Raw genomic sequence first — 13,046 nt, 5'->3', positions numbered from 1 at the left:
CGACAGATTGCCTAATCACAACTCGTGGTTTTATCGCGCAAGAAATGGACAAACTTGCGGCGGAAACCATCGGGGACGGAATTCCGACCTTCCCGGCCGCACCCAGTACCCTGCTCACACCGCCTTGTTCGCTGACGCTCCCGCAAAATGTTGACACCGCAGGAATGGCGGCGCACATTTTTCGAAGATTATTCGAAATATGGGCCCCGCCATGCATTTCGATCTTCCCGACGATCTCCGCATCCTGCAAGCCCGGGTGCGCGACTTCGTTCGCGGCGAGCTCAAGCCTCACGATGCCGCGATCGAGGTAACTGGTGAGGTGCCGGAGAGCGCGATGGCCGGCCTGCGCCGGATGGGATTGTTCGGCACCAACACGCCGAAGCAGTTCGGCGGGCTCGGCCTCTCGATGCTCGGCAGCTGCCTCGCGATCGAAGAGCTCGCGAAGGCGCACACCGCCTTCTACTATCTGAGCGGGGTGAACGTTCATATCGGCTCGAAGGCGATCGAGTTCTTCGCGCAGCCTCCGGTTCGCGACAGATGGTTGCCCGAGCTCGCCAGCGGCCGCATGATCGGCGCCTTCGCGCTGACCGAGCCGAGCGCCGGATCGGATGCCGCCCGCATCCAGACCACGGCGCGGCGCGACGGCGATCATTACGTGCTCGACGGCAGCAAGACCTACATCACCAATGCGCCGGTCGCCGGCGTCTTCACGGTGTTCGCCACGCTCAACCCGTCCGCGGGCGCGAAGGGCATCGCGGCGTTTGTCGTGGACGCGAAGACACCGGGCCTCTCCATCGGCCGCCTGGTCGAGATGGCCGCCGGCCGCGGCTCGGCGCATGCCGAGGTGATCTTCGAGGACTGCCGCGTTCCGCGCGAGAACCTGCTCGGCCAGGAGGGCGACGGATTTGCCATCGCGATGCGGTGTCTGGATGCCGGGCGCGCGCATTGGGGCGCCTATTGCGTCGGCGCAGCGAGCCAGCTGCTGGACTACGCGCTCGAACATGTCTTGGAGCGCGAGACATTCGGCCGCAAGCTGCGCGACCACCAGGGCATCGAGTGGCAGATCGCCGACATGGCGAGCGCGCTGCATGCCGCACGCCTGGTCGCCTATGAGGCGGCCTGGCGTTACGACCAAAGCGACGCCGCCGCCCGCACCGCCGCCGCGGCACTATCCAAATATACCGGCGCCGACATGGTGCAGCGGGTGGCCGACATGACCATGCAGCTGTTCGGTGGTGCCGGCTATTCCAGGGACCTGCCGATCGAGCGCATCTGGCGGGAAACGCGGGTGGTCCGCATTCTGGATGGCACATCGGAGATCATGCGGCAGATCATCGCCCGCAACGCGTTCCGCAACCATGAACGGCGGAACGCGTCAATCTGACAACGGCCTCTTCCACTTTATGTTGCAATAGTTCTTGGTGATCCACTTCCGCTGTCTTACTGTTTTTGCGGGATGGGAGATTCTTATTCTGACGCGTTTTCTTTGCGCGAACCGGTATCCACTTCGCTCGAAAACGCTCTTGGAGAAGGAAGTGGCTTCGGGGACGACGCTCAAGCTCAAGCAACAACGCAGCCGCGATCGGCGCGAGCAGATCCTTTCGGCAGCGACCAAGCTGTTCGGCCAGCGAGGCATCGACGGCACCTCGCTCACCGAGATCGCTACCGTGGCAAAGGTACCGCTCTCCAGCATCTACGATTATTTCGAGGACAAGCGTGCGCTGGTGCTGGATGTGCCCGAGGGCAATTTCGAGGCGCTGTATCAGAAGACCGAGCCGCTGCTGGTGAAGGGCGGCGACCCCGTCGAGCAGCTTCGCATCATCTTCCTGACCAACTTCCAGTACATCAAGGACAACCCGAGCTGGGGCCGCGTGTTCTTTCTGGAGATATGGCCGAGCGTCCTCGCTGCCGAGCCGCGGGTCAAGAAGGCGGTCGACAAATATGCGCTCCGTTACGTGGAGCTGATCAAGCAGGCGATTCGCGCCGGCACCTATCGCCGCAATCTCGATCCCTACACCGCGATGTCGCTGATGATGGGCGGCATGTGCCACCTGACCGCGGTCTGGCTGCTCTACGGCCGCAAATACGATCTGGTGAAGAAGGGCAAGACGCTGTTCACCACGCTGCACAACGGGTTCGTTCAGCGTTAGCTGTGCCGGTGCGCGGCCCTGGCTTCGGCGGCGCGAATGATTCGATCCAAATTCGGCGCTGATTGACCTGTCGTCGAAATGATCCGTCCCCAGAAAACCAATACACAACCGTCGAAATCCTGTTCTAGTATGATGCCATGGGCGACCCGCGGTTGGACTCGCGGTCACTGGGGATGGGAGCGAACCGATGGACGTCAAGGCTGTTCTGCCGCCGCGTGGCCGCGACTATCGCCTCGATCTGCTGCGCGGCTTCGCCAACTGGGCGATCTATCTCGATCACATCCCGAACAACGCGGTGAACTGGATCACGCAGAAGAATTTCGGCTTCAGCGACGCGGCCGATCTGTTCGTGTTCATCTCCGGCTACACCGCGTCCTTTGTCTATGCGCGGATGATGCTGGAGCGCGGGACCGTGATCGGCGCCACCCGGCTGATCAAGCGGGCCTGGCAGATCTATGTCGCGCATGTCCTGCTGTTCGTGATCTACATCGCCGAGATCGGCTATCTCGCGCAGCGCTATCACGACCCCAATCTGGAGAACGAGTTCAACGTCGCGGGCTTCATGCAGACCCCGGCGGAGACGCTCTATCAGGGCCTGATCCTGGCGTTCAAGCCGGTCAACATGGACGTGCTGCCGCTCTACATCGCTCTGATGCTGGTCTATCCGCTGGTGCTGTGGGCGATGCTGCGGAAGCTCAATCTGACGCTGGCAGCCTCGTTCCTGCTCTATCTCGCCGCACGGCATTTCGGCTGGAATCTGCCGGCCTATCCAGCCGGCTCATGGTACTTCAACCCGTTCTGCTGGCAGTTCCTGTTCGTGTTCGGCGGCTGGTTCGCGCTCGGCGGCGCCAGCGAATCGATCACATTCATCCGCTCGCGCGCCTTCCTGTGGCTCGGCGGCGCCTATCTGTTGTTCGCGCTGGTCATGACGCTGGCGGGCCGCTTTCCGGAACTGGGCCAGGCGGTGCCGGCCTGGCTCTACGACGCCTTCAATCCCAACGACAAGACCAACCTCGCGCCCTATCGCGTGCTGCACTTCGTGGTGCTGGCCTTCTTCGTCACGCGCTTCCTGCCGCGCGAATGGCCCGGATATGAATGGCCGATATTCCAGCCGATCATCAAATGCGGCCAGCAGTCGCTCGAGGTGTTCTGCTCGGGCGTCTTCCTTGCAGTGGTCGCACATGTGGTGCTGGTCGAGGTCTCCGGCAGCCTCTGGATGCAGATCCTGGTCAGCGCGATCGGCATCGTGCTGATGACCGTGCTCGCCTATTACCGCTCCTGGTCGAAGAAGGTCGACAAGGCGCCGAAGCCGCCCGTGGCTGCGCAGGCGCCAGTGGCCGCGAAGCCCGCGGAATAGGCGCGTCATCGATGTCGCGTGCCTTCTATCACGATCATCCCGAAATCCTGCAGCTCGAAGCCGAGGTGCGCGACGCCAGGCCCGGCGCCATCCTCGTCGAACGCTCGCCGTTCTTTCCCGGAGGGGGCGGGCAGCTTCCGGACCAGGGCGTCCTGAGATGGTCCGGAGGCGTGCTGCCCATCACCGGACTTGAGCGCGACGAACGCGGCCTGTGGCATCTGTTTGCCGGCGAAGCCCTGCCCTCCGGCAACGTGACGCTCGAGGTCGAGCCGGCATTTCGCGCCCTGATGTGCGAACTGCACACGCTGGCCCATGTCGTCAATGCACTCGTCTACACGCAGTTTGGCGGCGCCCTTCTCACCGGCGCGCAGCTCAACGCCGATGCCACGTTCCGTGTCGATTTCGATCTGCCGGGAGCCGACAATGACACGCTGCGAGCGCTCGAGGCGCCGCTGAACGAGGTCATTCGGCGGGATCTTCCGGTGAGCAACGTCTTCATGCCACACGACGAAGCGCAGGCCGTGCCCGGCCTGTTCCGCAGCAAGGCCGTCGCCCCGCCGGTCGGGGAGGACGGACTCGTTCGCATCGTCGAAATCCTCGACCTTGATCGCCAGGCCTGCGGCGGGACACATCTGGCGTCGACCGGGCGCGCGCGACCCGCACGGATCGTCAAGATCGACAACAAGGGCCGCCAGAATCGCCGGATCAAGGTTGCGGTCTGACCGGCTCTCGCATGCCGCGTGCGCTTGCTATTTCGCGAGTGGCTTGCCGGCCGTCTCCGGCGCGAGCCCGATCAACGGCAGACCGATTACGTAGATCAGCGACAACATCGAGATCGCCAGCGGAAAACTCCCGGTGCGGGCGGCGAGCGCGCCGATCAGCGTCGGGCCGGCAGCGCCGAGCACGCGGCCCATGCTGAAGGCGAAGCCGGAGCCCGAGCCGCGCAACGCAGCTGGAAACATCTCCGGCAGCCAGATCGTGAACAGGCCGAACACGCCATTGGTGAAGAAGCCGAGCACCGGCAGCAGCACCATGAACAGCGTCAGGCTGTCGAGCCATTCGATCGCGACTTCATAGCAGACCACGACGGAGAGCAGCCCGCCGATGAAGAACAGCACCGCGGTGCGGCGCCGACTGCCAAGCCAGCCGGTGATCCATGGCACAAGAAGGCAGCCGATCAGCGTGCCGATATTGGTGATCAGCCCGGCCACCGCGCCCATCTCCTGCGCATGCGCCGGCGTCGCCCCCGCCGCGACCAGCTTGGTCGAAATCACGGTGGGCGCCCAGAAGTTCGACGACCACAGGCCGAAGATGATGCAGGCCATCATCAGCGCGGCGGCCCAGGTGGTGCGCGCCTGATCCCCGGCGAACAAGGCGGCGACCGAAGGTCGCTCGCGCGACGCGCTGCTCTCAGGTTCGGGAATGTTGCTGCGCAGATACGCGATCAGGAGCGCCGGCAGGATGCCGAGCAGGAACATGCCGCGCCAGCCGAGCGTGCTGCCGATCACGAGCGTCACGGCAGCGGCGAGGAATAGTCCGGTCGGCGTGGCCGTATGCAGCCAGCCCGCGAGCCGCACCCGCGTGTTCTCCGGCACGGATTCCTGCAGCAGCGGCGTGCCCGCGGCCCATTCGCCGCCAATGCCGAAGCCGGCAACGAAGCGAAACAGTGCGAACATCACGATACCTGTCGCAAGGCCGCATAGCGCCGTGAACAGCGAGTAGACCAGCACCGTCCAGCACATGATCCTGACGCGCCCGTAACGGTCCGCGGCCCAGCCCCAGACCATCGAGCAGGCCCAGCCCAGCATGAAGATCGAGAACAGCAGGCCGCCATAGATGCCGATATTGGCCTTGCTCGGCTCGATGCCGCTCGCGGGCAACAGCTCGCTCAGCGCGCTGACCAGGATGTAGCCGTACATCGAGGAATCGAAGCCATCGAGCATCCAGCCGAACCAGGTCGCCCAAAACACTTTTCGCGGCGACACCGCGCCAGGCGCCGCGACCGGCGGCGCAACGGCATCAACGATGCTCTCAGTCATGTTTCCTCGCGCGTTTCTTTTGTGCGGCGGACTATGACGAGGTTTGCGGGAGGGGACACCACCGGCAAACGGGACGGAGGTATCCGGCATGAGAATGGCGGCGCCGTTCACATCGACGTCACGGCCACGGCCGGCTCAAAGGTGTGACGGTGGAGATCGCCTCGCGCCTGGGGATCATGCCGCGGTTCGCTCGACGGGGCGCGATCGGCTTGTTAAGCCGCATGCCGCAAGAGCAATTTGAGTCGGGACATGACCGTAGCGATCGAGATGGGACAAACGACGGCCGGCGCATCGGCGGCTATCGACCTCGAGGAGCTATTGGCGACGCGCCTCCTGGTGCAGGGCAATTCGGGTTCCGGAAAATCCCATCTGCTGCGCCGGCTGCTGGAACAGAGCGCGCCATGGGTGCAGCAAACCATCATCGATCCCGAGGGTGACTTCGTGACCCTGGCCGAGCGATTCGGCCACCTCGTCATCGATGCCGAGGACCATACCGAGCGCAGCCTGCAGGTCGCCGGCGAGCGCGTGCGCATCCATCGTGTCTCGACCGTGCTCAATCTCGAGGGGCTCGACGCCGAGAATCAGATGCGGCGCGCCGCGGCCTTCCTCGGCGGCATGTTCGAGGTTGCCCGCGACCATTGGTATCCGATGCTGGTGGTGGTGGACGAGGCGCAGCTGTTCGCGCCGGCGATCGCGGGCGAAGTTTCCGATGAAGCGCGCAAGCTCTCGCTCGGCGCGATGACTAACCTGATGTGCCGCGGCCGCAAGCGCGGGCTTGCCGGGATCATCGCGACCCAGCGGCTGGCCAAGCTCGCCAAGAATGTCGCCGCCGAAGCATCGAACTTCCTGATGGGCCGGACCTTCCTCGACATCGACATGGCGCGCGCCGCCGACCTGCTCGGCATGGAGCGGCGGCAAGCGGAGGCGTTCCGCGACCTGGAGCGCGGACAATTCATGGCGCTGGGACCCGCACTCTCCCGCCGCCCACTGGGCTTGCGCATCGGTCCGACCGACACCCAACCGCGCAACGCGGCGCCGCGGCTGATGCCGCTGCCTGAAGAGGTGCTCGAAGACGCGCGCGCGATTATCCTGGCCGCGCCGCCACCTGAAACGGCGGCCAGGCCGCCGCGCCGGACACCGCCGCCCGACCTGCTCAGCCAGCTGATGGCCGCCAAGCAGCCGGCACCGGAGCAAGATCCCGAAGCCACGGAGCCGCCGCCGAGCGCCGAGCAGCTGGCCGAGCGGCGTGAGCGGCTGGATCGCATCCTGCGCGCGATCCTCGCCGAGCCCGACGCCGGCTTCCGCGCCATCGGCGTGCTCTATCAGGAGTTCGTGGTCCGCTGCCGGATCGAGGGTTTCGGTGCCGTCGTGCCCGAGCTGACCGATTTTCGCCGCATGCTGACGCGCGCCCGCGCCGGGCTCGGCACCGAAATGGCGGAGGACGACGCGTGGCAGGATGTCTCGCTGCGTGCCGCCATCCTGCCCGAGGACATGCAGGGCGTCTTCATGATGATCGCCCGCGCCGCGAAGGAAGGCTGGCCCTGCCCGAGCGATGCAGCGATCGCCCGCGCCTATGGCACGCACTCGCTGCGCCGCGCCCGGCATCTTCTGACCTACATCGAGGAGCAAGGCCTGATTGTCTGCCAGCTTGACGGTGCCGGCCGGCGGATCGTGACACTCGTCGAACTCGCCTGGGCCACGGCCGCAGCCGATCCGAATGCCGACGAGGCGCAGCCGGAAGCAGCGTGCAACAGTTCGACTGCGTGATCGGACGCTGGACGACGAAGCGTCCGGTATTGCGCGGAATCCGGCAAGCGTCGCAAGACACGAAAAGGCCCGCCGAGAGGCGGGCCTTTTTTGTCTCTGCCGGTTGAGGGATCTGGCTGCGGTGGGCTCGCGACAGGCCCACACAGCTCCTCATCTTCAAGCCTCACGCATGCTGCGGCTGCGCGAGCTGGCTGACCTGCGTCGCCGGCGGATCGACAACCAGGGTACCGCCATGGCCGTCACTCGAGGTCGTGAAGGTCGAGGCCATGTAGTTGCCGAGCAGCGCAATACTCGCCGTGACGGTGCCGTCCGTCACCGTGAGCGTTCCGTGCGATGAGTCTCCGCTGAAGGTCGGCGTGTGAACGTTCGCGAAATTGATATTCGCGAAATCGATCGCGTCCGAACCGGTCATCCCGGCGACGGTTCCGCTAAAGCTCGCGGAATTGTCGAGCTTCAGCGTCCCCGTCGAGCCCTGGAACGTCACGGAGGCATTCGACGCCCCCGTCAATTCGAGGGTGCCGCTCGGGACGATGGTAGCGCTGCTCGGGCTCTCTCCCGTCACGTTGAACGACTGCCAGGCTCCCCACGCGGTGCCGTCATTGGCCCGGATCCAGAGTTGGTCGGTGCCCGAGCCGGCCTGATAGGTCGCCTGGGCAAGCTGTGCCGCGGTGACGTCGATCTCGGTATTCGCAGGCTCGTTGACTCCGCCAACGTTCCAGCGGCCGTTGGTGTTGGAATCCCACAGCGCATACTTCGTGATGGCATCGCCGTCGGCGTCCGTCGCAGTGACGAGGTTCGCAGCAGCAAAGGTCTGCCCCGAGACCGTCACGACGTTGGAGACCGCGACCGTCGGTGCCTGGTTGGTGGCGGTGGCCGTGAAGGCGTTCCAGCTGCTCCACTCGCTGCCGTCATTGGCCCGCACGTAGAGCGTATCCGACGGCGAGCCGCCGGGGCCGAACACGTAGCTGACCTGCGACAGGTTCGCCGCCGCAACATCGATCTCGGCGTTGGCCGCCTGGGCGACACCGTTCACCACCCAGTGGCCATTGCCGCCGGTGTCCCAGAACGCGTACTGGGTGATCGGATCGCTAACGATACGATCACCAACTTTCAGTTCTGGGACTCGACCACCGATCCTGCCAGCGGTCATTTTGTCGTGGCCGGCGTAACCCAGCCCGCGGGCCAGAGCATCGATGTGAGCGCAGCCCAACTGGCCAACAGCTCGTTCCAGAGCGGTTCGGGCTCCGACGATCTCTGGGTGCGCGCCTTCGACGGCATGACATGGGGCAACTGGAAGGAGTTTCACGTCAACGCGCCGGCCGACAACCTTCCGATCGTATCGGCCACCGACTATTCCGCGAGCCACGGCCAGGATATCGCGGCCTCCACGCTGTTCTCGACCACCGACGCGGACGGAGACACTATCGCCAACTATCAGCTGTGGGATTCGACGTCTGATCCCAGCAGCGGGCACTGGGTGGTCGCCGGAGTAGCTCAGGGCACCAATGTCGCGATCGATGTGACGGCAGCCCAGCTCTCGAACACAAGCTTTCAGAGCGGCTCCGGTTCAGACGATCTCTGGGCGAGGGCTTACGACGGCCTCGCCTGGGGGCCGTGGAAGGAATTTCACGTCACCGCACCGATTGACCATGCTCCGGTCGTCACCGCATCCGATTTCCACGCCACCGCCAACCAGGGCGTGGCCGCATCGAGTCTGTTTTCGGTCACGGATGCCGACGGGGACAGCATGAACCAGTATCAATTGTGGGATTCGACGCCGTCGGCAAGCAGCGGCCACTGGAGCATCGGCGGCAACGCGCAGCCCACCAACACCGCAATCAACGTCAGTGCGGCCCAGCTCGCCGGCACGACTTTCGATGGCGGCACCGTGTCGGACGACCTCTGGGTTCGCGCCAACGACGGCATGACCTGGAGCGCCTGGCAGGAATTTCATTTCATCGTCTAGGAAGCTGCCCGGGTTACGGTGAGGCGCTGATCCGCGCGCCAAGCAATCGACGTCGCGAATCCTTTCCAAAACAAAAATGGCCCGCGCGAAGCGGGCCATTTTATCGGAACCGGTTGGTCCGAACTTGGTTGCGGGGATAGGATTTGAACCTATGACCTTCAGGTTATGAGCCTGACGAGCTACCGGGCTGCTCCACCCCGCGTTAAACCGTTGCGTGCCTTGCAGAAAGAGTGCCGGAGCCGGTCGGCCAACGCATCAGATGGCGCCGATCGATCCGTCCGGAGGGCTTCCTGAGAAGGCGACCCGGGCCGAAGCCATCGGGTGCGAGGGGTATGTATCAACGTGCGTACGGTTTGGAAAGCCCCGGATGCGGGTTTTTGAGGATTTTGTGACGCTGAAATCGATGGTTTTCTTGGCAAATTTACCGCCGGGAACCCGCTCTTGCCAGATCGCGCGCAAAAGCGGAGCTTGGCGCCCAACAAAATCCGTCAAGGACACGTCATTCGAGGGGAAACGCGATGGACCGGCCATTGAAGAGCCCGGGGCTGCATGCGCTTGAGGACGCCTTTCACCGCCAGTTCGAGCTGTCGCGCAGCGAGCCGGCGCCGACATTGCAGGCGCGGCTCGACCGGCTGCGCCGCCTGCGCGCCGCGCTAACCGAGAACGAGGCGCGATTCGAGGCGGCGATCTCGGCCGATTTCGGTCACCGCTCCACCGTCGAGACCGCGATCGCCGAAACCATGCTGGTGCTCGGCGAGATCAAGCATGCGGCCAAGCACCTCAAGGGCTGGATGGCGCCCGAGAGGATTCCGACCACGCTGCAGTTCGCGCCGGCCAGGAACCGGCTGATCCCGCAGCCGCTCGGGGTGGTCGGGATCATCGCGCCCTGGAATTATCCGCTGCAGCTGACCTTGGCGCCCGCGGTCGCCGCAATCGCCGCCGGCAACCGCGCCATCATCAAGCCGAGCGAGCTGGTACCGCGCTTCGCCGAACTGCTGGCCGAGGTGATCGAGAAGAAGTTCGACACCACCGAGCTCGCGGTCACCGATATCGACGACGAGATCGCAAGGACCTTCGTCGCCCTGCCGTTCGATCATTTGATCTTCACCGGCTCGACCCGCGTTGGCCGGCTGGTCGCGCAGGCGGCCGGCCGCAACCTGACGCCGGTGACGCTCGAGCTCGGCGGCAAATCGCCCGCGATCGTCGACGGCTCCGCCGACCTCGACGAGGCCGCGCAGCGCATCGCCTACGGCAAGCTGCTCAATGCCGGCCAGACCTGCATCGCGCCCGATTACGTGCTGGTGCCGCAAGCTTCGGTGCAGCCGTTCGCGATGCGACTGCAGGGCCACATGCAGCACATGTTCGGCACCGATCCAAAGAATCCCGACTACACCTCGATCGTCTCGGACCGGCACTATGCCCGGCTCGAGGGCCTCGTCGCCGACGCCGCCGCAAAGGGCGCGACCATCATGCAGCCGGCTGCGCCGAACGATCCCGAGTGGAAGGCGAGGCGCAAATTTCCGCCGACCGTCATCGTCGATGCGACGCCCGAGATGACCGTGATGCAGGAGGAGATTTTCGGCCCGCTGCTGCCGGTCCTGGGCACCCGCGACGCCATCGAGGCGATCGCCTTCGTCAACCGGCGCGACCGCCCGCTGGCGCTGTACTGGTTCGGCACCGACAACGCCGCCCGCGATGCGGTGCTGGCGCGCACGGTGTCGGGCGGCGTCACCGTCAACGATTGCCTGTTCCATTTCGCGCAGGCCTATCAGCCGATGGGCGGCGTCGGCGCGTCCGGCACCGGCGCCTATCACGGCGAATGGGGATTCAAGACGCTGACCAAGCTGAAGCCGGTATTCTACCGCTCGCGCTTCAACCGGCTCGCCGATCTCTATCCGCCCTATGGCGCGAAGATCGCGCGGCTGGAGAAGCTGATGCGGTTGTTGTCGTAATCGTCATTCCGGGGCGATGCGAAGCATCGAGCCCGGAATCCATCGCGCCGCAGTGACGCGGATAAATGGATTCCGGGCTCGCGCTGCGCGCGCCCCGGAATGACAAAGAAGAATAACCAGGGGGAAACATACGTGACTGACACATTCGATTTCGTGGTGGTGGGCGCCGGCTCCGGCGGCTGCGCGGTGGCGGGGCGGCTGTCGGAGGATCCGGCGACCTCGGTGGCGGTGCTCGATGCCGGCGGCAAGAACGACAATTGGGTGGTGACCACGCCCGGCGCCATCATTCTCATGCTCTCGAGCAAGCTCAACAACTGGGCGTTCGACACGGTGCCGCAGAAGGGCCTGAACGGCCTGCATCGGCTATCAGCCGCGCGGCAAGGGGCTCGGCGGCTCGAGCGCCATCAATGCCATGGTCTATATCCGCGGTCATCGCGCCGACTACGATCACTGGGCTTCGCTCGGCAATACGGGCTGGAGCTACGCCGACGTGCTGCCCTACTTCAAGCGTTCGGAGAACAACACCGAGCTCGACGGCGAATATCACGGCAAGGGCGGGCCGCTCAACGTCACGGGCCTGCAGTCCGACAATCCGGTCAAGGAGACGTTCCTGCAGGGCGCGCGCGAGGCGCAGTTCCGGATCCGCGACGATTTCAACGGCGCCGAACAGGAAGGTTTAGGCATCTACCAGGTGACCCAGAGGAATGGGGAGCGCTGGAGCGCCGCGCGCGGCTATATCCATCCCCACATGGGCCGCCGGCCCAACCTGCGGATCGAGACACATGCGCAGGCGACCCGCATCATCTTCGAGGGCAAGCGTGCCGTCGGCGTCGAATACATGCAGGGCAAGGAGAAGAAGGTGCTGCGCGCGCGGCGCGAGGTGATCCTCTCGGCCGGCGCGTTCCAATCACCGCAATTGATGATGCTGTCGGGCGTCGGCGACGCCGCGGCGCTCGGCAAGCACGGTATCGCCAGCGCGCATGATCTGCCGGGTGTCGGGCAGAACCTGCAGGATCATCCCGATTTCGTGTTCGGCTTCGCCTCGGACGCACCTTATTTCTCGGGGCTGTCGTGGAGCGGCATCGGGCGGATCATCAAGGGTATCGGGCAATACCGGCGCGAGCGGCGCGGCCCGATGACCTCGAACGTCGCCGAATGCGGCGGCTTCCTGAAGACGCGACCTGAGCTCGACGTCCCCGACATCCAGCTGCATTTCTGCATGGCCATGGTGGAAGACCACGGCCGCAAGCCGCGCTGGGGCACCGGCTTCTCCTGCCATGTCTGCCTGCTGCGCCCGGCCAGCCGCGGCAGCGTGTGGCTGAACAGCGCCGATCCACTGGCGGCCCCTGCGATCGATCCGAATTTCTTCGGCGAGGACAGTGACGTCGAGACCATGGTCGCGGGCTTCAAGATGACGAAGCGGCTGCTCGATACGCCCGCGCTGCGCGCGCTGCAGCAGAAGGACATGTTCACGTCGGATGTCCGCACCGACGACGACATCCGCAGCATCCTGCGGGCGCGCTCCGACACCGTCTATCATCCGGTCGGCACCTGCAGGATGGGCATCGGCGATCCGCTTGCGGTGGTCGATCCGAAGCTGCGCGTGCACGGGCTCGAGGCCTTGCGCGTGGTCGACGCCTCGATCATGCCGACATTGATCGGCGGCAACACCAACGCGCCGACCATCATGATCGGCGAGAAGGCCGCCGACATGATCAAGGCGGAGATGCGGGTGGGGTGAGCAAATGCGCAGGGTGGGCAAAGCAAAGCGTGCCCGCCTCTTCGTGCACGGCTCTTGATGGTGGGCACGGCGCG

10 protein-coding genes, 1 tRNA gene and 1 pseudogene are annotated in these 13,046 nt (G+C 65.0%); 8 read left to right on the top strand and 4 right to left on the bottom strand.

Annotation, left to right across the window (positions count from 1 at the left end; translation table 11 throughout):
• The first annotated feature begins 211 nt into the window (after positions 1-211).
• The 4 genes from ACVWW1_RS36225 to ACVWW1_RS36210 all read left to right on the top strand — a co-directional run bounded on the left by ACVWW1_RS36225 (position 212) and on the right by ACVWW1_RS36210 (position 4,229).
• Positions 212-1,384, top strand: a complete 1,173-nt coding sequence (locus ACVWW1_RS36225; protein ID WP_456659190.1) for an acyl-CoA dehydrogenase family protein — start codon at positions 212-214, stop codon at positions 1,382-1,384.
• A 151-nt stretch (positions 1,385-1,535) separates the two neighbouring features.
• Entirely contained in the window at positions 1,536-2,150 is a 615-nt protein-coding gene (locus ACVWW1_RS36220) for a TetR/AcrR family transcriptional regulator (protein WP_456659189.1), read from the top strand.
• A 187-nt stretch (positions 2,151-2,337) separates the two neighbouring features.
• Positions 2,338-3,507, top strand: a complete 1,170-nt coding sequence (locus ACVWW1_RS36215; protein ID WP_456659188.1) for an OpgC domain-containing protein — start codon at positions 2,338-2,340, stop codon at positions 3,505-3,507.
• An 11-nt stretch (positions 3,508-3,518) separates the two neighbouring features.
• Positions 3,519-4,229, top strand: coding sequence for an alanyl-tRNA editing protein (locus ACVWW1_RS36210; RefSeq protein WP_456659187.1), 711 nt, complete (start codon positions 3,519-3,521; stop codon positions 4,227-4,229).
• A gap of 27 nt (positions 4,230-4,256) precedes the next feature.
• On the opposite strand, the gene ACVWW1_RS36205 is transcribed toward ACVWW1_RS36210, so the two are convergent.
• Positions 4,257-5,546, bottom strand: coding sequence for an MFS transporter (locus ACVWW1_RS36205; RefSeq protein ID WP_456659186.1), 1,290 nt, complete (start codon positions 5,544-5,546; stop codon positions 4,257-4,259).
• 249 nt (positions 5,547-5,795) lie between these two features.
• Between ACVWW1_RS36205 and ACVWW1_RS36200 the strand changes: the two genes are divergently transcribed.
• Complete coding sequence (locus ACVWW1_RS36200) at positions 5,796-7,313, top strand: helicase HerA domain-containing protein (protein WP_456659185.1); 1,518 nt, start codon at positions 5,796-5,798, stop codon at positions 7,311-7,313.
• A gap of 163 nt (positions 7,314-7,476) precedes the next feature.
• On the opposite strand, the gene ACVWW1_RS36195 is transcribed toward ACVWW1_RS36200, so the two are convergent.
• On the bottom strand, positions 7,477-8,463 hold the full coding sequence (locus ACVWW1_RS36195; protein WP_456659184.1) for a hypothetical protein: 987 nt from the start codon (positions 8,461-8,463) through the stop codon (positions 7,477-7,479).
• A gap of 45 nt (positions 8,464-8,508) precedes the next feature.
• Between ACVWW1_RS36195 and ACVWW1_RS36190 the strand changes: the two genes are divergently transcribed.
• Positions 8,509-9,279, top strand: coding sequence for a hypothetical protein (locus tag ACVWW1_RS36190; protein WP_456659183.1), 771 nt, complete (start codon positions 8,509-8,511; stop codon positions 9,277-9,279).
• A 125-nt stretch (positions 9,280-9,404) separates the two neighbouring features.
• On the opposite strand, the gene ACVWW1_RS36185 is transcribed toward ACVWW1_RS36190, so the two are convergent.
• Positions 9,405-9,481: transfer RNA gene (locus ACVWW1_RS36185), tRNA-Met, on the bottom strand.
• Positions 9,482-9,534: 53 nt separating this feature from the next.
• Positions 9,535-9,771 carry a hypothetical protein gene (locus ACVWW1_RS36180; protein WP_456659182.1) on the bottom strand — a complete coding sequence of 79 codons (237 nt, stop codon included), beginning with the start codon at positions 9,769-9,771 and terminating at the stop codon, positions 9,535-9,537.
• Between the two features lie 26 nt (positions 9,772-9,797).
• Here ACVWW1_RS36180 and ACVWW1_RS36175 point away from each other — a divergent pair, with 26 nt between their 5' ends.
• Entirely contained in the window at positions 9,798-11,231 is a 1,434-nt protein-coding gene (locus ACVWW1_RS36175; RefSeq protein WP_456659181.1) for a coniferyl aldehyde dehydrogenase, read from the top strand.
• Positions 11,232-11,363: 132 nt separating this feature from the next.
• A pseudogene (locus tag ACVWW1_RS36170) lies at positions 11,364-12,972 on the top strand (GMC family oxidoreductase).
• Positions 12,973-13,046: the final 74 nt, after the last annotated feature.

This window comes from Bradyrhizobium sp. JR3.5, from assembly GCF_054057015.1.
The sequence above is the reverse complement of the archived record's forward strand: the minus strand, read 5'-3'. Positions and strand labels throughout refer to the sequence as shown.

Excerpts from the sequence above, each read along its gene's own strand:
- ACVWW1_RS36225 (WP_456659190.1), top strand. The coding sequence starts at position 212 with ATGCATTTCGATCTTCCCGACGATCTCCGCATCCTGCAAGCCCGGGTG.
- ACVWW1_RS36215 (WP_456659188.1), top strand. The coding sequence starts at position 2,338 with ATGGACGTCAAGGCTGTTCTGCCGCCGCGTGGCCGCGACTATCGCCTC.
- ACVWW1_RS36210 (WP_456659187.1), top strand. The coding sequence starts at position 3,519 with ATGTCGCGTGCCTTCTATCACGATCATCCCGAAATCCTGCAGCTCGAA.
- ACVWW1_RS36205 (WP_456659186.1), bottom strand. The coding sequence starts at position 5,546 with ATGACTGAGAGCATCGTTGATGCCGTTGCGCCGCCGGTCGCGGCGCCT.
- ACVWW1_RS36200 (WP_456659185.1), top strand. The coding sequence starts at position 5,796 with ATGACCGTAGCGATCGAGATGGGACAAACGACGGCCGGCGCATCGGCG.
- ACVWW1_RS36195 (WP_456659184.1), bottom strand. The coding sequence starts at position 8,463 with ATGACCGCTGGCAGGATCGGTGGTCGAGTCCCAGAACTGAAAGTTGGT.
- ACVWW1_RS36175 (WP_456659181.1), top strand. The coding sequence starts at position 9,798 with ATGGACCGGCCATTGAAGAGCCCGGGGCTGCATGCGCTTGAGGACGCC.